This is a genomic window from Nonomuraea sediminis (genome assembly GCF_018531495.1).
GTDB lineage: Bacteria > Actinomycetota > Actinomycetes > Streptosporangiales > Streptosporangiaceae > Nonomuraea > Nonomuraea sediminis.
Genome location: NZ_JAHDTI010000012.1, coordinates 81,336 through 104,457, shown reverse-complemented (window position 1 = coordinate 104,457; position 23,122 = coordinate 81,336). Strand labels below are relative to the sequence as shown.

General features: G+C 65.5%; 7 protein-coding genes and 2 pseudogenes. 1 reads left to right on the top strand and 8 read right to left on the bottom strand.

From position 1 onward, the window contains the following. Nucleotides 1-41 precede the first annotated feature (41 nt). A complete protein-coding gene (locus KIK09_RS40415) occupies nucleotides 42-1,589 on the top strand; it encodes a malate synthase (RefSeq protein ID WP_214325085.1) in 1,548 nt (515 codons plus the stop codon). Between the two features lie 520 nt (nucleotides 1,590-2,109). Here KIK09_RS40415 and purF read toward each other — a convergent pair. From purF to KIK09_RS40375, 8 genes and pseudogenes are all read right to left on the bottom strand, one after another. Further along, nucleotides 2,110-3,510 (bottom strand): amidophosphoribosyltransferase, encoded by a 1,401-nt coding sequence (purF, locus tag KIK09_RS40410; RefSeq protein WP_214324785.1) that lies wholly within the window; start codon nucleotides 3,508-3,510, stop codon nucleotides 2,110-2,112. Nucleotides 3,511-4,117: 607 nt separating this feature from the next. After that, on the bottom strand, nucleotides 4,118-16,552 hold the full coding sequence (locus tag KIK09_RS40405) for a non-ribosomal peptide synthetase/type I polyketide synthase (protein ID WP_214324784.1): 12,435 nt from the start codon (nucleotides 16,550-16,552) through the stop codon (nucleotides 4,118-4,120). A 345-nt stretch (nucleotides 16,553-16,897) separates the two neighbouring features. Next, nucleotides 16,898-17,644, bottom strand: a complete 747-nt coding sequence (locus tag KIK09_RS40400) for a thioesterase II family protein (protein WP_214324783.1) — start codon at nucleotides 17,642-17,644, stop codon at nucleotides 16,898-16,900. Between the two features lie 211 nt (nucleotides 17,645-17,855). Continuing rightward, nucleotides 17,856-18,092: a hypothetical protein gene (locus KIK09_RS40395; protein WP_214324782.1), complete on the bottom strand. Its 237-nt coding sequence runs from the start codon at nucleotides 18,090-18,092 to the stop codon at nucleotides 17,856-17,858. Nucleotides 18,093-18,102: 10 nt separating this feature from the next. Next, nucleotides 18,103-18,880 (bottom strand): annotated as a pseudogene (locus KIK09_RS40390) (transposase family protein). A gap of 66 nt (nucleotides 18,881-18,946) precedes the next feature. Next, nucleotides 18,947-19,093 (bottom strand): annotated as a pseudogene (locus tag KIK09_RS60760) (hypothetical protein); the annotation flags it as partial. 231 nt (nucleotides 19,094-19,324) lie between these two features. Continuing rightward, the gene (locus KIK09_RS60280; protein WP_214324781.1) at nucleotides 19,325-21,130 is read right to left on the bottom strand and encodes an ABC transporter ATP-binding protein; all 1,806 of its coding nucleotides are present in this window, start codon (nucleotides 21,128-21,130) and stop codon (nucleotides 19,325-19,327) included. Further along, nucleotides 21,127-23,034 (bottom strand): ABC transporter ATP-binding protein, encoded by a 1,908-nt coding sequence (locus KIK09_RS40375; RefSeq protein WP_214324780.1) that lies wholly within the window; start codon nucleotides 23,032-23,034, stop codon nucleotides 21,127-21,129. The genes KIK09_RS60280 and KIK09_RS40375 overlap by 4 nt, the downstream gene beginning before the upstream one ends. Nucleotides 23,035-23,122: the final 88 nt, after the last annotated feature.

The following is a 23,122-nucleotide window of genomic DNA, read 5'->3' as shown; positions in this document are numbered from 1 at the left end:
TACCGTCGGGGTCAGGAGGCCGCGTGCGGTCCAAGCGAGAAATGGGCAGCAGGATCGAGGTTGCCGCGGCAACCGGCACGCAGGCATCGTTGTTCACCCCACAGGCGCTCGACTTCTTGGCACAGCTGCATACGCGGTTCGCGGAAGCCCGACGGCGGTTACTGATTGGCCGTGCCGAGCGCAGGATGACGCTGCTCAACGGCTGCAAGCCGCAATTCCCTGCGTTCATGGAGGCGTCCTCTAGGAACTGGCGGGTGGCTGACTGTCCCGTCGACCTGCTGGACCGGCGAGTGGAGATCGCAGGGCCGGTGACGCCCCGGATCGCGGCAAAGGCGCTCGCCTCCGGGGCCCAGGTGTGGATCGCCGACCTGGAGGACGCGACCACGCCGTCCTGGCATAACCTGGTGACCGCATACGCAACGCTTGTCGCGGTGGTCCGGGAGTCGGGTGATTACCGGCAGCGAGCGACTATCGTGGTGCGGCCCCGCGGCTGGCACCTGGACGAGTGTCACGTGCTGATCGACGGGGAGCCGATGGCGGCCGCGCTGGTTGACTTTGGGTTGTACTTCTTCCACTGCGCGGTCGAGTTGCTGGAACGCGGCAGCGGGCCGTACTACTACCTGCCGAAGGTAGAGGACAGCGTCGAGGCGGAGTTGTGGGACGACGTGTTCTGCTTCGCACAGGAGTTGCTCGGGGTGCCACATGGCAGCGTTCGCGCCACGGTGATCATCGAGACCATCACGGCGGCGTTTGAGATACCCGAGATCTTGTACGCGTTGCGCCACCATGCGGCTGGGCTCGCTGCTGGCCGCTGGGACTATCTGTTCAGCGTGATCAAGAATTTCCGGCATCGGCCTGAGTTCGTGTTGCCAGACCGAGCGGCAGTGGCGATGACGGTACCGTTCCTCAAGGCGTACGCGGAACTGCTGATCGAGACCTGCCACCGGTACGGCGCGCACGCCATCGGCGGGGTTGCCGCGATGGTGCCGGACCGCAACGATCCGGCGGCATCCGCCCGGGCGCATGCCGCCGTACGTGAGGACAAGCAACGCGAGGCGGACGAGGGCTTCGACGGCTCCTGGGTTGTGCATCCGGACCTGGTCGCGACCTGTGCGGAACCGTTCACACGCGCTTTCGCCGGGCGTCCCCACCAGATCGATCGGCGGCGGCTGAGCAGGGTGACCCGTGACGACCTGCTCGCCGTGGACCGTACGCCCGGCGCAGTGACCTGGGCTGGGCTGCACGCCAACGTCGCCGTGTCGATTCGCTACCTGCGGGCGTGGCTGGCCGGCAACGGCTCGGCAAGGATCTTCGGGCTGATGGAAGGCCTCGCCACGGTCGAGATCGCCCGGTCTCAGTTGTGGCAATGGCTGCACCACGGCACCTCGCTGGACGACGGAACCCCGATCTCGGCCGGATTGATCCGGGACATTGCCGCCAAAGAGCGGGCGCTACTCGACGACGATGCCGACCTGCAGACTGCTCTGAATCTTTTCGAACGGATCACACTGGCGTCGGACTTCCCCGAGTTCATCACCGATCACAGCTACCCGAGGTTGCTGGCGCGCGAGCGGGAGCGACGGAGCTGATCCGCCGCCAACGGTCTCCAGAGCGCCGGTCATGTAGTCGGTTGGGTTGAGTGGGACCTGCTCGACGTGGCAGAGGGTCTGGGCCGAGACAAACTCGACATCGGTGAGTGGGACGTCGTCAACCAACTGAGCCTCGCCGTCGGTGGCGGCTCATACTGACGATCGAGGCGCTCTTCCCCGGCAACTCGGAACGCTAGCCTGGTATCAGCAGCTGGCCAGAACTTGAGGTAATGATGGACTTCTTCCTCGAGTTCTAGGGCGGCGGCGACGGCTACGACTGGCGAGCCGGCTGGCTCGCGGTCATCGACCAGACCACAGGAGCATGGCTGACCAGCGAATGGCTCGACCAAGAGCACCCGTACATAACGGTGAATATGCCCGACGCCACACGCTGAAGTAGAGACTCGACGCCTCGGAAACGATCGAGTTCGGCGCGGAAGTGATCGCGACTGGCCGGAACTCCTGCCAGACCAGGCGTATTGACTGACCCCCTTCGAAGCCCGATACCGGCTGTCACAGGTCACAAGTCAGCCAGCTGCTCCGCGCTGAGCTTCGTCGGATAGTCGCCGGTGAGGCAGGCGGTGCACAAGCCACCGTCAGTTGGCCCGATCGCCTCCACCATGCTGTCTATGTCCAGATAGGCAAGGGTGTCGACACTGAAGATCTCACGGATCTCGTCGACCGTGTGAACCGCAGCCAGCAGCTGTGATCGGTCCACGGTGTCCATACCGTAGAAGCATGGCCAGCGATATGGCGGTGAGAGTACCCGCAGGTGGATCTCAAGGACGCCAGCGCTACGCAACATGCCCAACGTTTCACGTAACGTGGTCCCTCGTACGATCGAGTCTTCGATCACCACGACGCGCTTGCCCTCGACATTGCCGCGCACCGGGTTGAGCTTGATCCGCACCGCGCGCCGACGAAGCTCGGGCGTCGGTGCGATGAACGTCCGACCGATGTATCGATTCTTCACAAACCCATCGACATACGGGATTCCCGACTCCTGGGCATAGCCCTGCGCGCCGGGAACGCTGGAATCCGGTATGGGTACCACCACGTCCGCATCCGCGGGCGCGAGACGGGCAAGCGCCACACCCATCCTCTGGCGTACTCGATGCACGTTCTGCCCGCCCAGAACCCCGTCCGGGCGTGCGAAGTAGACGTGCTCGAACGAGCAGAAAGACTGGCGATGGGATTTCGGGGCGAACCGCATAGACCGGACGCCGCTATCTCCGATCACCACGATCTCGCCCGGCTCAACTTCCCGAACTAACGTCGCCCCGACGACGTCCAACGCCGGTGTCTCGGAGGCCAGCACCCATCCGTCGGTCAGGCGCCCCAGGAACAGAGGCCGGAATCCGTTCGGGTCTCGTACGCCAATCACCTCGTCGCTACTCATGATCGTCAGTGAGTATGCGCCAACGAGACGCGGGAGGACCCGGTGTAGCGCCTCCGGGAGAGACGCTACCGTGCCGGCAATGAGCTCGGCGGCCAGGAGCTCGGCCACTAGATCGCTGTCGCTCCCCAGCACGCCACTCTCAGCGCTTAATTCACGGGTATTGGTGAGATTGCCGTTGTGGGCCAATGCGAATAAATAGGCGTCGGCCGATCGGAACACTGGCTGCGCGTTGACCCATGTGCTTGCACCGGTCGTCGAGTAGCGCGTATGCCCGATCGCGGCATGGCCGGAAAGGGCGGCAAGCCGATGCTCGTCGAAGATTGTGGACACCAGGCCCATATCCTTGTCGACCACAACCTTGTCGCCATCGGCGACCGCGATGCCAGCGGACTCCTGCCCGCGGTGCTGCAGCGCGAACAGGCCGAGGTAAACCATGTGTGACACAGGTTGGCCGGGCGCCCAGATGCCGAATACGCCGCACGCCTCCTTGGGCTTGTCGCCAGCCCCGTCGTCGACCACCATCAACACTCGCCTTTCCGCCCAATAGGTTGCGTGGTGCCGAGGCCGGGTTCGGTGAGCGAAGAACGCCAGGGCCTCAGCGTATACGTCGCCTGCTTGGGCAAGCGACCGGCCTTTGCGCCCGACCACTGACTCCCTGCGCAGGGGGTACCGTAGCAGCCGAGCCATTTGCATACTGCACTGCAGTGCACGCTTGCGGGTGTACAGCGGATCGACACCCGAGTGTCGCCTCCGGCGTCAGGCTGGCGCCGGAGGCGCCGTTCCCGAACGGGCCAGCCGGAGCGGGACTGGCCGGACCCGACCGGGGGATGACGTGAATCCGCAGCTTCATGTCCTCGTACGACGGATAGGTCACTTGGCGCGTGCTCATGGCCGGTATCTTTACCGCGCCCGATGCCGTCGCCCACAGCGTTACTTCGCGCGTAAACACGTCGAGACAGTAGACGGAGGTTGGCGAGGTGTTGTCGGTGTAGGAGAACTGGGTGCGATCCGGGCCACCCTGTCCAGTCCGCCGTCCGAATGGACGATCGACGAACCGTGATCGACTCGGTGCCGGAGAGCGGCCGACCCAGATGCCCGCGAATGCACCTGTGCTCCATGTCGCCGACGCTCACCTTGCGGGCTGCCCGGCCGGTGGCGGCAGGAAGCCCTCGGCCGCGAACCGACCCAGGTAGAGCGGCAAGAGATGGCGGATCGGCGGACACGTCTCGCCCAGAGTCCGCGCGCCACCGAGCGCGTTGGCGACATCGAGGCGCGCCCCCCGGAACACCGGCGCTGACGACTCCGTGAACAGCGGCAGCAACGGATACAGCGCGTTGTCATTCTCGTACCGCAGTTGGTCCAGCGTCGCCTCCCAAGCGTGCAGGGGCACGACCTCCAGCGCGTAGCCCGCATCACGAATGGCGGCGACGAATTCGAGGTAAGTGATCGGATTGGGATGGGTCAAGTGATAGGTCCGCTCGGGAGAGTTGGACTGCGCAAGCTCCACGATCGTCCGGGAGATGACGTCAACTGGCACGAAGTCGATCGTTGCGTCGAGCTCAGGACAGGAGCCGAGCTGAATGACCCCCTTGATGAAGCGCGTCAAAAAGTCGCCGAGCTGGCCGCATCCGCCGGTGAGCGCACCGGTGAGCGCACCGGGCCGATAGATGGACGCGCGTAGGCCCGCCGCGCGCGCGTTCTCGACCAACTTGTCGGAAACCCACTTGGTCTCCGCGTAGCCGCCGCCGTACAGACTGCCACTGTGGGCAAGCGGCTCGTCCTCGTAGATGGTCGCCTGGCGAAGGTAGCCGTAGGCGTCAAAGACCGCGTCGGATGAGATGTAGTGGAATTCTTTGGTTCGGCCGTCGACGGCGAGTCGCAACAGTTCCCGCGTCCCCTCGACGTTGGCGGCGCGTAGCCTCTCGTACGGCAGCAGCGAATTGACCTGTGCGCCGTTGTGGTATACCGCGCCGACCTCGTAAGCCAGTTGCTGCCATCTGTCCTTCGGAAGCCCCAATCGCGGCGAGGCCAGATCGGCGGGGATGCAGACGAGGCGCGTGTGAGCCGCCTCATCCAGGCAGCCGTGTGCCGCGAGATTGGCGATCACCCTCTCGTGAGCGTGCGCCGAATCCCGCGCCCGCACCAGACAATGCACGCGCGCCGAGCTCTGACGGAGCAGATCCCGAGTCAGATGAGCGCCGAGGTAGCCGGTTGCCCCGGTTAGTAGGACGCTATCGGTCGTCTCCCGACGCGCCGCAGCGGCGGCAACGGGACGCACTGCAAAGTCGCTGTCGAGCGTCGCGTCCAGGCTAAACCGGTCGCGGGCCTGGACGTGGGCTCGCACGACGCCCGGTGGCGGCCCGAAGAAGCCGCCGTCGCGCAACAACCGTAGGCACGCTTTCGCAGTCTCTGCGATGAACTTGACGTCGTCGCGTGTGTGGCTCGTGGAGAGGAAGCAGACTCTCGTCTCCAGAACGTAGATGCCGAGCAGCGCGAGCTGGTGGAAGAACAGATCTATGGCCAGGGGGAATCGCTGGAGGCTGTACTCACCTTCACCGATGAAGCGGAACACCGATGAGAAATGGACGATCCGCAGCGGATAGTTCTCCCGGCGGCAGAAAGCGTTGAAGTCCGCAGCGAGCCAGGCGACATGGTCGGCCGGACCTTCCTGGAGTTGTGGTCCCTCCGCCGCGAGATGGGTCAGCACCGCGTGCGCAGCCACCATGGACAGCGGATTCTTGTTGAACGTCCCACCGAAGAAAGTCGTGGGCACGGTCGGGCTCGTATCGTCGCCATAATTCCACTTACCGCCATCGATCGTGTCCATGAACTCGGCGCGGCCAGCGACGGCGCCGATCGGCAGTCCTCCGCCAAGGATCTTGCCGTATGTGACGATGTCGGCGTCCACCCCCGACCACGCCTGGGCGCCGCCGGGATGCACTCGGAAACCGGTAACGATCTCATCGAAGATCAGTGCAGTACCGGTGGCGCGTGTGATGTCCCTCAGCTGCCGGAGGAACTCCTTCGGCTGGAGGTCCGGCCGCCGACTCTGGACCGGTTCGACCAGCACCGCAGCCAGATCGGGACCGAGGGCGCGAATTATGTCCAGGCTCTGCGGCGCGCCGTACTCCAGAACCACGACATCGTTCATCACGCCGGCCCCGATGCCTCGGGCCATCGGGATGGAGTTCTCCTGACCTGCGGGCAATGCCAGGGTGTGGTCCGACCAGCCGTGGTAGGAGCCTTCGAACATGACGAAGCCGGTGCGCCCGGTCGCCGCGCGGGCGAAGCGCAGAGCGGCCATGACGGCTTCGGTACCAGAGTTACAGAAAACCGCGCGCGCCATACCGGTGAGATCGCAGAGTAGACGCGCGACTTCTCCGGCCTGGTCGGCCTGCGGGCCGATGTGGATGCCCTTGTTGAGCTGCGCGCGCAAAGCATTGATCACGAACGGTGGCTGGTAGCCGAACAGATGAACGCCGTAGCCCATCGAGATATCGAGGTACTCGTTGCCGTCGATGTCATGGAACCGCGCCCCGTCCGAGCGATCCACCACAATGGGATACGACATCTCCTTGGTGCGCAGTTGGAACGCGGGCATCCGGCAGTTGGCCATGGTCGACCGCTCCCGCTCGGCCGCCGCTTTCGACTTCGGGGTTCGCGCAGCGTAAGCGTTAACTAGCCTGTCCAGGAAGCGCTCTTGCCGGTCGGTCAACGGCTCGGCCGTAGGCGTGTTTTTAAAAAGGGTGCTCGGGCCGGACGGAAACTCGGTCTCGACGGTCGCTGACGCCGGTCCCGTGTGCGTGGCCATGACGGACGGCACCGCCGCCGACACCAGGGTGGCCAGCTTTTTCAGGGTGTCGGCCTCCTCTATCAGTTGCTGGAACGAGATGACGGCGCCAAACCGCTCGCGTACGAACTGGCTGATCCGCATGAAGATCAGCGAATCGGCGCCTAGCTCGTCGAAGTAGGCTGTCTCCTGCAGCTCCTCGGGCTGGAAGCCGAGGAGCATGGCTATGTGAGTTCGCAGGCTGTCGAACACGTCGGTGTCGGCGGGGCGCAGGTCGGGCTGCACGTCGGGCTCCTTGGGCGGTGGTGCGTCAGTCATCTCGGGTTCGACCGGACCGAGTGTCGTGGGCCACGTGCCGGTCTGCGAGGGCCGAGCGGGGCTGGCATCGATCCGCAGCCGTATGCGCTTGAACGGATAGGTAGGCAGCGCGACGCGGCGCGGTATCGCAGCTCCGTACAGCTGGCGCCAGTCGATCGGGTGGCCATCGCACCAGAGTCGAGCCAGGTCGCTGTGCGTCCACCCCGGTGCGAGCTGAGATGTCTTGCCCGGCTCGAGTCCTCGCGCTCCTCCCGGCACAACACCGCGGAACGCATCTGTACTGTCCGCTTCGCCCTGGAGCAACGCGGCCAGCCGGGCTCGCAGCACCGCAATGTCCGGGGCGACTACGGCTAGGCGACAGCGTAGCGCCGTACGGCCAGCCTGCAGTGTGTAGGCGACCGCGGCCGGATTCGCCGCCGGATCGAGGTCCTTGACAAACCTACGGATGGACGCATCGAGATCGTGCTCGTCGCGCGCTGAGAAGGTGAAGACGAACGGCCCGCGCTGCGCATCGGCGCAAGCCGAGATCTGCTCGTATGCCTCCAGCACGACATGAGCGTTGGTCCCGCTCGCTCCGAACGAACTCACCCCGGCGATCCGGGGAGCGCTGTCCGGCCAGGCGAGGCCAGTGCGCTCGACCATAATGGGCACACTGGCCCAATCCACCTTATCCGTGAGCTCTTCGCAGTGGATCTGTGCGGGAATGGCGTCGTGGCGCAACATGAGCACTGTCTTGATGACCCCCGCGAGGCCGGCCGCCTCTTCGAGATGGCCGATGTTGGCTTTGGTGGATCCAACCCGCAGCGGTGTGGTCCGCCCACGTACGGCCTCGCCCAGGGCACTGATCTCGATTGGATCGCCGAGCTGCGTACCCGCGCCGTGCGTCTCAACATACGTGAGATCCGCTGGGTCGACGCCGGCATCCGCCAGAGCCGCAGTGATGAGGCGTGTCTGCGCCAGAGCGTTTGGCACCGTCAGGCCTGAGCTGGGGCCGTCATGGTTGAGGGCGGTTCCACGGATCACAGCGAGCACGGGATCACCATCGGCCACCGCCTCATCCAAGCGCTTGAGCAGGACCATCGCGCAACCTTCGCCGCGGCCGAGGCCGTCCGCCGCCGCGTCGAACGCCTTTGATACGCCTTCGGCGGAGAGCACCCCCAGCTTGGATAGCTGGATGTTCTCGAAGGGGTCAGTGTTGAGCTTCGCGGCTCCGACAAGCGCCATGCCGCAGTCGCCGTTTCGGATGGCGCGCACCGCTGAGTGCATCGCGACCAGCGACGATGAGCACGCTGTGGCGACCACCATACTCGGTCCGTGCAGGCCGAGCTTATAGGAGACGCGACCGGCCATGAAGCTCAGTGTGGTGCCAGTCGACACGTAGGGCTCCACGCCGAGCAGCGGCGCTGCGAGCCGTGCGTAGTCGTTGAGAAACTCGTCGCCGCCCAAGTACACGGCTGTGTCGCTACCGCGCAGCGATCCCGGGTCGATCCCTGCAGACTCAATCGCACTCCACGCCGTTTCGAGCAGCAGGCGGTGACGTGGATCCATGCAGGCCGCCTCGCGAGGCGAGATGTGGAAGAACTCGGCATCGAAGCAGTCCACGTCGTCGATGAACGCGGCCCGGCGGACGTGCATCTTGCCCGGCGCATCGGGCGACGGATCGTAGTACTCGTCGACATCCCAGCGCTCACCTGGGACCTCCCGAATGGCGTCCCTGCCCTCGGCCAGCAGTTTCCAGAACTCGTCTGGCGAATCAGCACCCGGTAGGCGGCAGGCCATTCCGATGATGGCCACCGCGGTGTCGGTGTGTGTCTTCGGCGGCGCAGCCAGCTGTTGCACAACGTCTGGTTGTGTGGTGACGTCCTCGGCCAGAATTGCGCTGATGTCTGCCGCGAAGTGTTTCTCCCCAAGGTAATCTACAAGATCATCAACGCACGCGTGTTGCAGCGCAACCGTCGCCGGGAGGATGACGCCTAGGACGAGTTGCAGCTTACCGCGCAGCTCGAGCGCACCGAGCGAGTCGAGGCCCATCTCCACGAAGCCGCGCGTCGGATCCGTGACGTCGCCTGCCAGCACATTTTGGATCGTCGTGATGACAGCGTCACGCAGGATCCCGCGCGCGACATCCGGAGATGCCGCGCGCAAACGCGCGGCAAACCCTGGGTCCGCATCGCCCCGGACCGTTGCCGGATCAGGTCCCTGCTGCGATGGGGCGAGCTTCTGAACCATCAAAGTGGTACGCGGGCGGGAGCAGACGAACGTCGACCAATCCATCTCAGCGACGGCGACGTGCGCCATGGGCTGGTTCATGAGAACAGCCAGTGCGGCCAGGCCCGTCCGCTCGGTGAGGAACGACTCGCCGCCTTCTGTCAACCGACTGAGTTCTGGCTCAGCGAGCCGGGACGTCATCCCAGAAGTGGCCCAGCTTCCCCAGCTCACGCTGAGTGCTGGCCGCCCGGTCTGCCGACGATGCCGGGCTAGAGCGTCCAGAAAGCCGTTCGCGTATCCATAGCTGGCCTGCCCGCGGTAGCCGATCAGCGAGGCCAGGGAGGAGAACATGACGAAGAAGTCGAGTCCCCTCTCGTGCGTGTGCTTGTGTAGGTTCCAGGCGCCGTCGACCTTCGACCGCAGTACGGTTGCGAACCGTTCCGGCGTCTGCCTCAGGAAGATCCCGTCGTCGAGCGAGCCGGCGCAGTGGACCACGCCGCGCAGATCGGGACCACAGTCGGCAAGCACCTGTCGCATTCGCGCCTCGTCGGCGACATCGGCCTGCACAAATTCCACCGGCGTTCCGGTGGCAAGCAGGGCTGTCCGAGCCGCGGATTCCTCGGCTGGCGGCTGCCCACGTCGGCTCATCAGCACCAGGCGTCTCGGCCTGGCTCGCGCGACCTGTACGGCGAGCCGCAGTCCAAGCCCGGATGTGCCGCCAGTGATCAGATAAACGCCGTCGGAGCGAACCGGCAGGTCGATCGGTTGGTCGGACCCGCTGAGCGGGACCGCGACGGGTACGAGCCGAGCCCGGTAGGCCTGGCCACCGTGCACTGCCAACTGCTCTTCGTCCGACGGCGCGGAACCGTCGAGCAGACTCACGGCTAAATCGAGGCTGGTGCCGTCGACGTCGGCGGACAAGGCCAGCGCGATGCAGTTGAGTTCGGAATGTTCCATGTTGATACTTCGGGCCAGCGCAGCCATCCCGGACTGTGCTAGCTCTGCGTTCGACATCGGCGTGGCGAGGCGACCCTCGCGGGTGACGAACCACAGGCTGCTCGCGGGTGACGCACCGGTCGCCAACTCCAGCGTCCTCCGCGCCTCTGCGAGCAGCGCTGCCGCGGCACCCGGCACGTCCTGTTCATCGGGCACCTCCGGAGTGAGGATCACGTGGAGCTCCTCCGGCCCCGATGCGATGCCTGCGGCGGCCTGGCGGGCCGAGCCGTACTCCGCGCACGAGTGTCCTCGAGCGCGGAGCGCGTCAGCCAGCCGACGACCCAAGCCCTGGGGTGATCCGATGACGACGAACCGCTGGCGCGGCCTAGGACGCGCGAACCTCGGGTCGAACGGCTCCCAGATGACCTCGAACGTCCGTGTCGGCTCACCCCCGACCGTGAGTCCGGCGTTGTCATCAGCGACCGGCTCAGGCTCGATCCAGTGACGGCTGCGCTGGAATGCGTATGTGGGAACCGGCACACGGCGGCGGTGGAACGGTTCATCGAATCCGGCCCAGTCCACGTGAGCACCGCCGAGGTAGAGCCGACGCAGGCTGCCGACGGCGGCGTCCTGATCGCGTGCCGTCATGCTTGGGAGCCACAGGACGTCTCGCGGTGTCAGACGCCGGCTCCCGAGGCTGCTCAGCGTCGGTTTGGCGCCAGCTTCGACGAACACGCGGACGCCCGACTCCTCGACGACCCTCATCGCTTGGTCGAAAAGCACCGGGTCCACGATGTGGCGCACCCAGTAGTCGGCCGACTCCATCTCGCCTCGCCGGACCAGGGCGCCGGTCAGCGTGGAGACGATGTCGATCGCTGGCGGTGAGTAGCAGATCGTCTCCGCCACGGTACGGAACGGCTCGAGCATCGGCTCCATCAACGGCGAATGCGATGCGATCGTGATCTTCAAGGGGATCGTCTCGACGCCGTCTCGAAGCAACTCGCCGCAGATGGCGTCGACCGCGTCCGAGCGGCCCGAGATCACCGTGGAGTCCGGCGCGTTCACTGCGGCGATCGAGACGGCGCCCTGACGGCCGACCAGGTATGGCTTGACCGTCTCTGGGCCAGCGTTTACCTGGGCCATCCCGCCCGTACGTGGCAGCTCCTGCATGAGCTTTGCCCGCGCCGTGACCAGCTTCAGACCGTCCTCCAGGCTAAACACGCCGGCTACGCAAGCCGCGACATACTCGCCAAGACTGTGGCCCACCAACACGTCGGGCCGGATACCCCAGGATGCCCACAGCCGACTCAGCGCATATCCGACTGCGAACAGGGCTGGCTGCGCATTACCGGTGTTGTCGATGTCCGCCTCGGTGCCATCGCCGAATAGCAGCGAAACGAGCGACCAGCCGACGAGCGGGCGCAGAATCGCGTCGCAGCGGTCGATGGCTTCCCGGTACACGGGCTGGGTGTCGTACAGCAAACGACCCATGCCTCGGTACTGCGAACCTTGACCGGTGAAGAGGAACGCGATCTGCGGTCGGTCACCGGTCTTCGCGGCGATCCCGGCCAGATCCGGCTCGGCCACCGCAGTGGCAAGCTGGTGGCGCATGTTCTCGACGTCCGAGGCGTGTATTGCCACACGCGCGTCGAAGTGGCGTCGGCCCGTGGCTGCCGAAAAGCAGATGTCGGCGAGGCTCGCGCCGTCGGGCTGCTCCAGTAGGCTCAGGTAGCACTGAATGTTGTCCCGCAGCGCCTCTATCGTCGGGGCCGAGATGGGCAGGATATGGGTCAGTCGGTCCTGACATGGCGGCTCGGGTTCCCGCGTAGGCGCCTCCTCGAGGACGACATGACAGTTCGTACCGCCCATTCCGAAGGAGCTGATCCCGGCGCGCCGGGGGCAGCCCGCGACCGCTGGCCAGTCGCGCAGTTCCGCGTTGACGAAGAACGGGCTCTCCTCCATCGCGGCCAGTGGATTGGTCGCCGTGAAGTGTAGGCTGGGCGGGATCTCGCGGTGGTAGAGGCTGAGCGCAGTCTTGATGAGGCCCACCACGCCAGATGCTTCGTCGAGATGGCCCACGTTCGTCTTGACCGACCCGATGGCGCAGTAGGCCTTGCGATCCGGAAAGGTTGCGCTCCGCCGGAACGCCTCGGTCAGGCCGGCGATCTCGATCGGATCGCCGAGCTTGGTTGCGGTCCCGTGTGCCTCCACATAGGAGATCTCGTCTGCGCGAACGCCTGCGACCCGGTGCGCCTCTGCGATGACGTCGGCCTGCGCCTTCACGCTCGGACCAGAGTAATCCATCTTCAGGGCGCCGTCGTTGTTAACCGCCGAGCCCTTGATCACCGCATAGATGTGGTCGCCATCCGCGAGCGCGACGGACAGAGGCTTGAGGACTACCACGCCGAGGCCGTTGCCGAACACCGTGCCGTCAGCCTCGGCGTCGAAGGCGCGGCAGCGGCCGTCGGACGACAGCATCATGCCATCCCGCCACATGTACCCGGTGTTCTGAGGCGTGATGATGGAGACACCGCCGGCGAGCGCGATGTCACACTCGCCGTTCAGCAGCGCCTGCCGGGCCATGTGGACGGCGACGAGCGACGTGGAGCAGGTCGACTGGACGTTGACGCTCGGACCGTTCAAGTTGAGCTTGAACGAGACCCGCGTCGGCAGGTGGTCGCGCGAGTTGCCTTGCTCGATACGTAGGTCGGTGGCCTCGTCGAAGTGGCGATGGCTGAGGTACGGCTGCGAATCGAGCTTTGCTGGCAGTACGTTGTTGATGAGGTAGGTGCCAAGGCTCGCGCCCGCGTAGACGCCTACGCGGCCACCGTCCACGGCGACACCTGCGTTCTCGATCGCCTCCCAGGCACATTCAAGAAAGAGTCGCTGCTGCGGGTCGATCACCGCTGCCTCGGCCGGGCTGTAGCCGAAGAACTCGGCATCGAACATGTCGATGCCGTCCACAGTCGCGGACACCGGTACGAAGCGCGCATCCCGCGTTCGATCGCTGTTGACGTTCACCGCTTCGGCACTGGCCAGTCGCAGGATGGATTCCACACCACGACGCAGGTTCGACCAGAAGTCATTGACGTTGTCTGCTCCCGGGACCCGACAGGCCATGCCGATGATGGCGATGCTCCGGCCATCAGGGTCGGACGGCTGGGTGGATCGGTCTTGGTGGCCGGGCGAACCGGAATCCTCGAGATAGCGGCTGAGAGTCTCGATGGTGGGATACCGGAACAAGGTCGTCGCCGGGAGCGTCGTGCCAAGAGTCGCTTCGATGCGCTGATGCGCCTGCACCAGGAGAATCGAGTCCCCGCCCAACTCGAAGAACGTCTTGCCCGCGTGGACCGACGGCAGGTCCAGCAGTTCACGCCAGATCCCGGCGATCGTCTCGGTCAGAGTCGAGGTACCCGACCGACCAACCTCCGATTGGTCGGCTCGCACGTCCGGTAGCGCCCGGACAGCCAGCTTGCCGCTCGGCGTCAAAGGTAACTCGTCGAGCAATTCGACGGCCACTGGAACCATGTAGTCCGGAAGTCGGTCCGCCAGGAAGGCCCGAAGCATCTCAGGTAGTCCGGATGGATCATGCCCGCCGTGCGCGACGGCGTAGGCCCCGAGGTAGGTGCGCCCTTTGACCGTTGCGGCCCGGACGGCGCATTCCGCGACCGCGGGGTGCTGGGCGAGGACCGCTTCTACCTCGTTCACCTCGACTCGGAACCCGCGGATCTTGACCTGGCTATCCACTCGGCCTAGACACTCGATTGTCCCGTCCGGGAGGTACCTGCCCAGATCGCCCATTCGGTAGAGCCGACTGCCCTGGATTCCGAAGGTACTTGGGAAGAACCGCTCCGCGTTCAGTTCTGGTCGATTGTGGTAACCCCGCGACACGCTGTCGCCTTCCCCGTAAAGTTCCCCGACGACGCCTGGGGGTAGCAGTTGTCGCGCGTCGTCGAGGATGTAGAGGTTCATGTTGTGGACGTTGGCGCGGCCGATCGGAACAACGCTCGGCCAATGCGCCGGATCGCCGGACAATGTGTGCGTCGCGACGTCGATGCACTCCGTCGAGCCGTAATGATTGTGGATTACGCACCCGGTCCGACGAGCGAAATCCCGGATCTCGGGGGTGATTCGCAGCACCTCGCCGCCGACGATCAGCTCCCGAAGCGTGACGGGTGGCGCCACTGTCCGCGCCGCCTGCGCGATCTGTTGCAGGGTTACGAACGGCGTGTACCACTTGGCGATGCGTTCCCGCCTGGTGAACTCCAGCAACGCGATCGGGTTGCGCCGAGTCTCCTCGTCGACCTGCACGAGCGTCGCGCCGGTGCAGAGCCCAACGGCGATCTCATGGAAGGAGACGTCGAAGCTGATCGGCGAGTAGAGCAGCGTACGTACTCCGACGTCGACCAGCCAACTGTCGCGGTGCCAAGCGACGATGTTCGCTAAGGCCGCATGCTCCACAACGACGCCCTTGGGCAGACCCGTCGAGCCCGAGGTGTAGATGCAGTACACCGCAGCATCGGGCGAGCAGGGATAGTCCGGGTTCGTATCGGAGCAGGCGTCGATCGCCGCCTGCTCCGTGTCCATCCGGATCTCGGTCACGCCGGTGAACCGCGGGATCGGTGCGCCGGTCGTCAGCACGGTCCGGACGTCGGCGTCCGCGATCGACATGCGCAGCCGCTCGATCGGATACGAGGCGTCGAGTGGTACCACCGCGCACGCCGCCTTGAGGATCGCAAGTACAGCGACGATTAGGTCGGCCGACCGATCCATACAGAGCCCAACCATGTCGCCCTCGGATATGCCGCGCGACCTCAAATGCCGAGCGAGCCGATTGGCACGCCGGTTGACGTCCGCGTAGGTCAGGCGTTCGCCAGCGAACTCGATTGCGATGGCGTCTGGGGACCATTCGACCTGTTCCTCGATCAGGCGATGCACGCACTCGCTGCGGTACGGCGTCCGGTCGATGTTCCATCGCTGCCGTATCGCGTCCATGTCCATTGTGGAGAAGTAGTTCAGCTCTGCGATCGGCGCACGTGTGTCGGCGAGCGCCGCTGCCAGCAGCTGCGCAAAGTGGCTGGCTACCTGGGCGATCAACGGCGGCTCGAAAATCTCCGGGTCAAAGATCCAATCGACCGTCAGCCCTTCGGCGCGACGACGAACCGTGGCGCGAAGGTCGTAGTCGACGAACCCGGCCGCGACATCGAAGTCCGCGACGTCGAACATCCGGGGCCGCGCCACTTCTGCGGCCGGAGGTAGATCCATTTCGACGTCGAAGACAAGCTGGAATAGCGGTGTGCGGCCCGGTTCCCGCTCCACGTTCAGCGCTCGGACAAGTCGCTGGAACGGAACATCCAGGTGGGCTGCGGCCTGCGTCAGGCGTTCTGCGGTTAGCCCTAGTGCCGACTCGAAGGTGGTTGCGGTGTCCATGACGACGCGCACCGCGACCGGGTTACTGCACGGCCCGAGCATCGTTTCGTCGGCACCTCGCGTCGATAGGACCTGACCGAATGTCACCTCCTCTCGCGCGCCGTACCGGTAGAGCAACGCGGCGAAGCCCGTCGTCAACACCGACGCGAGGCTGACCTCTGCACTGGCTGCTAGGCGCTCCGCGTCCGCCACGAGTTCCGTGGGTAGGAGACTCGGATGCCGCGCAGCCCGGAACGTCCGGGTGGCAGGCCGCGGCCGGAAGGTCGGCAGGCTCGCCGGTTGTGGCTTGCCGCCAAGTGTTTCGCGCCAGTAGGTCTCCTGTTGCGCCAGGAGTTCTGGATCCGTTGCTCGCTGGCAGGCGACATGCTCGCGGTACTGGCGGGGCGGCGTTGCTTCCAGGTCGGCTGCCCCGTAGAGCTGGAAGAACTCCTGGAAGACAAGCACGAGCGTCTCCGCATCCGCGACCGCCGCATGCATCGACAGCACCAGGACGTGCCGGTCCGCGTCTAGCCGAACGAGGAGCATTCGCCACAGTGGCGCGGCGCCCAGCGCGAAGGGCCTCGCGACGAACGCAGCGGCGAGCTCGCGGGCCGAGTGGAGCGGGTCGTCGGCCATTGACAGGTCTTCGATGACCAGGTCAGGCTCCACGCTGTCCGCTACAACCTGCACCGGCCTCCCCGATTCGTCGGCCAACCCGGTCCGCAGGATCTCGTGCCGGTTCGTGAGTCGCCGCAACGCCTGACGTGCAGTGTTGGCCAGCAGAGGACCAGTCACGAGTATCGCTCGGTGCCCGTTCAGCGCGGGTCCGGCCGCGTCCAGACAATCGAGGATGTAAGCGCGCTCTTGCTCGAACGAGGGAGTGAAACGGCGGCTATTGGTCATGGCAGTAGGCAGCACCTTTCGTGAACAGTGCAGTCGCCTCACCCCGTGGTGCAGACACCAGGATCGTGAGACGTTGTCGTGTCGTGACCTGGCAGGGGCCTTGCGTCGAACCCCTTGCACTCGGCCTCATAGCTGTTGGCGGTCGGCGGGACCGACGTCCTCGAGCACCTCGTTTTCGCACAGCGGCGTCGTGCATGGCGGTGCCCGGCGACACGAGGGGAATCGTTCTGCGGCAGGACCTCGTTGCTGCGGTCACCGGCAAGATTCGGCACCCACCTCGGTCGCCGCTCACAGGCGGCACCGACGACTCCGTGTGAGGCAACACCGCGTTGGCGTGGCGGGAGGTCACTCCCCAGCCACCCGCGACAACGCGCGACCGATGTCCCGCAGTAGTGCAGTGGACTCGGTGCCGAGGTAGAAGTGGCCGCCTGGGTAGCTGTGCACGGCGACCTCACTATCGAAGTACCGGCGCCAAGATGCCACCTGCGCCGGCGGCGCCAGCCAATCATTAGCGCCGCTCAGCAGTGAAACCGGAACTCTGAGCGGCGGCGCCGATGGGCCGGGCCACGTCTCGGAGAGTCGTAGGTCGGCGCGGAGAACCGGAAGCATGAACTCTATAAGTTCCCGGTGCCCGTCGATCGACGGTACATCGCCGGCCAACCGGATCAGGGCGTCGACCAGCGCCGCATCGGACAGTTCATGCAGCAGGCACGGATGCGGCTCGGCTGGCGACCGCGCTGCGGAGATGAATAACCGGACGGGCAGCGGTAGGCGGCGACGGGCCAGTTCGTGGCCCATTTGGAAGGCGAGCAGTCCCCCGAGACTATGGCCAAAGATCGCGTAAGAACCTGACCCCATCTCCTCCGACAACTCCGTCACCAGCAGCTCGGCCAGCGCATCGAGTGAACCACACAGTGGTTCGCGGACCCGCCGACCGTGACCAGGCAGATCCACCGGCACCACTGGGTACCGCGAACCCAGAATCGCACCCCAGTCGCGGTAGACCGTCGCCGAGCCGCCTGCGAACGGTAAGCAGTACAAGCGGACAGTGTCAGCGCGCACGGCGCCCTTCGTCCAATCGAGAGTATCCAAGACTGACGCTGCCCTCGGGAGTCGGTGGATTTGCGACCCGAAGCATCATCGCCATTACCGGACGGTGTCAAGCAGACGACCACGATGTAATCGCAGTCCGCCGTCAGCAGGGTGACGCAGGACTGTCTCCGGTTCAACATGCGGTACCTATGATGAAGCTGTGGATCTAAGTTCACGTCTCCAGGCCGCCGCATCAGGAGCACGGGGATCTTTACGGCCGCAGCCCGCAGCCCCAGCCGATCGCGGAGAAAACACGATAAGGATCCGGGACGTGATTGCCCTGAGTTTGTTCGAGTGAAAGGGTGATTACTGTGCACTGTCGGGCGGCGCGGGCAGACACCAGAACGATCTGATCGCATGGATGGTCTCCCTTCAAGATCTTCGCGAGGGCCAGCCATCGGAGCAGGGCCTGCCATTTCTTGCTCTCGGCGATGGGGGTGTTCAACACAGACCCTTCTTCATCCTCGTGCGGTCTGTGCGACGCGGTGGTTTTGAAGGACGGTGATGGCCTTGCACAGATGGCCGGCCTTGAGCGGGCAGCAGCGCAGCTTTCGCAGAATCTTCCAGCTCTTCAGCTGGGCATTCGCGCGTTCGCCGGGTCCGCGGAGCCTGGCATGGGATCGGTTGGCCTGCTTCTGTGAGGTGGGTTTGTCCTTGCCCTTGTACGGGGTGATGATCGGTCTTTCGGCTCCCTGATAGGCCTTGTCGGCCAGGGTGATGATGCCGGCCTTCTCCAGCTCGCGAAGGATGCCCCAGATCCGGGCGGCGCTCAGGTCGTGGGCTTTGCCCGGCAGGGCTCCGGACGTCCACAGGATCATCCTGTCGGGGGAGGCGATGACCTGCACGTTCATTCCGTGTACCCGGTGCTTGCCGGAGTAGTAGGGCCGGTCGGCCTTGATCCGGTCGATGCGGATCAGCGTGCCGTCCAGGACCAGGTAGTGCAGCCCGTCCCGCTTGGCCTTCTGTAACGCCTGGGCAAGCTTGGGCGAGCGGGCTGACAGCAGTGCCACGGTCTCCTCGACGTACCGCCACGCGGTCGTGGTCGACACTCCGAAACCCGCTCCGAGCTCGATGAGCGTCTCGCCCTTACGCAGGTAGACCAGGACTGGCAGCGCCTGCTGGCCGGGGTTCAGCAGCCGCCAGGCCGATCCGATCGCCTTGCGCTGCCTGCGGATCAGCCCGGCCACCTAGTTCAGCGTTGAACGCGACAAATCGACCGGCACGATAGAACAGCACCCAGAGCTCCTGGTGATGACGGTGATGGTTGTGGTGATCAACCCGTCTACCAGGGGCTCTTCTGCGTCAGGGGTCGAACATCCGACTCGCGATCATGCTGTGATCAGCCACCGCCGACCAGTATGAAATTGGGTCAATGTATCCAGTGAGCAGATGGCCGTAGCGCGGCAGGCCGTTGGCGAAAGGCGGTCCGTCGTAGAAGACGTATTTGTTGTTCCCGCCCTCACCGGCCGCCCGGTGCTCGACGGCAGCGAGGAAATCGTCGTCGGCCGCATCGGCCTCTCACCCCGCTTGCCGACCGGAGATTCGGCCGACCAATCGTCAAGGCTGTGACGGGCCGACCCGTCCGGTTCCTCATTTGGCCGTTTCTTCCGCAAGCTCCCCAGCGATAGCCGGATCTTCGCCTTTGCTGGGCTTGACACTATCGGATGGGCAAATTGATCGTCAATTGATCGCGGCGCCGGCGGAGTCATTGTCCGCGTAGGCATTCGCCTGCTGTCGATAAAGTTCGGCGTAACGGCCCGCTGAGCTCATGAGTTCATGATGGGAGCCCTCTTCTGCAATGATGCCCTGGTCGAGGACGACAATTTTGTCCGTCATGCGAACGGTCGAGAATCGATGCGAAATCAAGATGGCGATCGCGCCGCAATCAGCGATCATTTCCCGCACCTGCTCGGCGAATCGTTGGAAGAGCTCGTGCTCGGCCGCCGGGTCGATCGCGGCGGTTGGTTCGTCAAAGATCAGCAGGAGGGGTTCGCGCCGCATCAGGCCGCGGGCGACGGCGAGCTTCTGCCCTTCGCCCCCTGACAGCTCGACCCCGTCGAACACCGGGCCGAGCTGTGTCTCCAGGCCGTCGGCGAGTCTTGAGACGAGCGCCGTAGCGCCGGCGCGGCAGACCGCCGCGGTCACCGCGTCGAGGTCGTCGAGACGAGGCAGGTCACCAACCCCGACGGTCTCGCGGACGAGCGTCTGGAACTGGGCGAAGTCCTGGAACACCGCCGTGCACCGCGCGGACCACTCCACAGGGGACAGCTCGGGCAGGGGGACTCTGTCGATCAGAATCTGGCCGGCCGTGGGTTCGTTCAGGCCGGTGAGGAGTTTGATCAGGCTCGTCTTCCCGGCGCCGTTGAGCCCCACGAGCCCCACGACCGTCCCGGGGGCCAGGTGGAGGTCAATGCCGTCGAGAACCGGGTGGTCAGAACCCCGATAGGAGTAGGACACGCCGCGGAGCTCGATGCCCCGCGCCAACCTGGTCAGGGGAGAAGCCGCACCGCGGCGTGCTCGGGCCGCGTACTCCATGAACCAGACATAGTGGTCGATCGTACGGGCGCTCTCGCTGAGCCGTCCCACGCCGTACACGGCGATGGACACCTGCTGGGTGAGCTGGCCCATGAGCGATATCAGCATGACGATGTCCGCGGGGGTCGCTCGCCCCTCCTGGCGGAGGTGGATCAGCGCCGTGAACGCCGCCGCCATCGCCGCGAAGAAGCAGATCCAGCCAGCCAGCTCCCAGCGGAGTGCCCTGATTCGGGCGCAGGACTCGGACCATCCGGCCTCCGTCCAAAGCGCCGCGGCACGGTGCCCGAGCTCGGCGGCGCTTCCGGCCACCCGGATCTCCTTTCCGGACTCCGGACGTGTGCAGAGCTCGTGCAGTTCCTTCTCAAGCCGCGCTGCCGACGCCGATGACTCCCGCGCCTCACGGACCAGCCTCCGCGCCCGGGAGGTGCAATAGAGCATCGGAGCCGCCGCGAGCATGACCGCGGGAAGCAGCGGATCGACGTGCGCCAACAGCCAGACGCCGAACGCCAGACCCAGGATCGCTCCGCCCGCCTCGGCGGCGAACCAGCAGGTCTCGGCCATGTCCCGTGTCCCCTGGCGCAGACTCGTCAGCCGGTCGGCGTACTCGGGATGCTCGAGGTGCTCGATCGTCGGGACGTTCGCCGCCGCGGCCAGCACCTCCTGGTCGAGATCGCGGGCGACGAGCTCGCCCAGGTCCGAGCAGCGGAGCTGGCGCAGGCGGGTGAGCGCGGTCTGCGCGGTCATGACCACGATCCCGAGTGCGGCGGCCAGGAGCACTGTGGTCGCCGAACCGCTACCGGAGCCCTCCACGATCCAGCGCTGGGCGGCCGCCGTCCCGGCCAGCGCGGCCGAGGCCGCCAGGATCAACGTGGCGACGAGAAAGACACCGCTGCGATCTGCGCGCAGCCCGAGCAGGAACAGATGGCGCGCGGTCTGGAATCGTCTCGTCACGATGCGGCCGCCTCGGTGTCGAAGTGCTCGGATTGGAGCCGGAACAGGGTCGCGTAGGCACCGTCGCGGCGCATGAGGTCGGCATGACGGCCGGATTCGATGATCTTTCCGTCCTGCAGGACTACGATCCGGTCGGCATGCCGGATCGTGGAGAGCCGGTGGGAGATCAGCACCGCCGAGGCGTCCCCGATGGCCTTGACGACCCGCTGGAAGAACTCCGTCTCGGCCCGGACATCAAGGTTGGCGGTCGGCTCGTCGAAGACGACCAGACGGCGGCCGTGCGCCACCGCGAACAGTGCACGAGCGATCACGACGCTCTGCCACTGCCCGCCCGACAGATCCCGTCCAGATTCCCCGCTGCGCCACAAGGGGGTGTCGAGGCCGCGAGGAAGGGTCCGCACAAGCGCCCCAGCACCCGCCCGTTCGAGTGCGAGGAGGACGGCTTCGTCATCGGCGGGGTGTTCGGGAGCGGCGAGCGCGACGTTATCGCGCAACGACGCGGGATAGCGTAGAAAATTCTGAAAGACCACTGTGAGCTGGCGCCGCCAGTGCTCAACGTCGACCTCGGCCAGATCGGTACCGCCCACGGTGACCCGCCCGCTCGTGGGCGTGTACAGCCCGGCCAGGAGCTTGATTAGGGTGGTCTTTCCCTCGCCGTTCGCTCCGACGACGGCCAGCACCTCGCCTGGACGGATCTCAAGCTCGAGCCCGTCGAGAACCTTCCGCGACGCCCCTGGATAGCTGAAGGAGACCGCCTCGAAGTGGACGAGCGCCCCCGGGCCGACCCGGGTCCCTGTCTCCGCGTCAGGCGCCCGGTGCGAGAGCTCCAGACGCCTCAGCGCCTGAACCGCGCCGAGACCGTACGCCAGGTCCAGGTCTTGGCCGAAGAGCATACCGATGTGCCAGACCGTCATCGCTGCCACCAGGCACGTCGCCAGCTCACCGGCGTCCAAGACGCCCTGGACAGCAGCGACACCGGGACCGACGAGCACACCGACCGCAGAGAGAGCGGTGAGGCCTATGGTCGTCCCCTGCTGGCGGACGATCTCTCGCCGGGCCGCCCACCGGACGGACATCCAGGCGTGATGCTCGGCCCGACGCCTGTCAACGATCCACCCGGCCAACCCGAACAGCCGCACCTCTTTACCCGCCGCAGGCCCGGCGGCCACCTCCGACCAGTACTCGGTCTTCCGCTCCCCGCCGATCGCCTCGTCCTCGACCCCAACGAGATGTACCCACTGCCGCCGAACCGCCGCTCGGTTGAGCAGACAGACCGCCAACAGCACAACGGACAAGAGCGGAAGGTACAACGCCAGCACCACCGCCGCCGCGACGGTACTGGTAAGACGCCCAAGCAGATACACCTGTGCCGTCACAGCCGTCCCAGCAGACCGCGTCCGCCATGTGAATCCCAGATCCGTCGCCCGATCGGCATCAGCCATGAACTTCTGCTCCGACAAATGACCGATCTCCCGCGGCGCCGCCGCCAGCTCTCGAATCCGCCGCCGCACACCACCATCGATCGCCCACGAAACCCGATGCTCAAGGATCTGCTGAGCGGCCAAGGCCCCCTGATACAGCAACATCGCCCCAAGAAAGACCCCTAAAGCAGGCAACGCCCCCGCCAAGCCCTTCGTACGCGCAACCGCCCCGACCAGCTCACCAGCAGCCACCGCCATTAACGGCGCCGCCAACGCCAGCACCCCCGTAACCCCAACAAGCCCAAGAGAGTCCACTCGCCCAGCCCAAGCAAGGAACCGCAATAACCCCCACCGCTCAACCATCAGTCCCCAAACGGTCCTCGCCCACAACCCCCATCGCGAATACGCTGCGTTCTCCTCCATGAAAGCCTCCGCTCCGTGAACTCCCGTGAACGCGCCCGAGAGCATCTCCTCGCCTCTCATCCACTGTCAATCGAAAACCCAGAACACCGCGCCCCGAACCCTCACCCAGTCCTCAGTCAAAGCCCATCCGCAGCCAGTCAGCCACCAT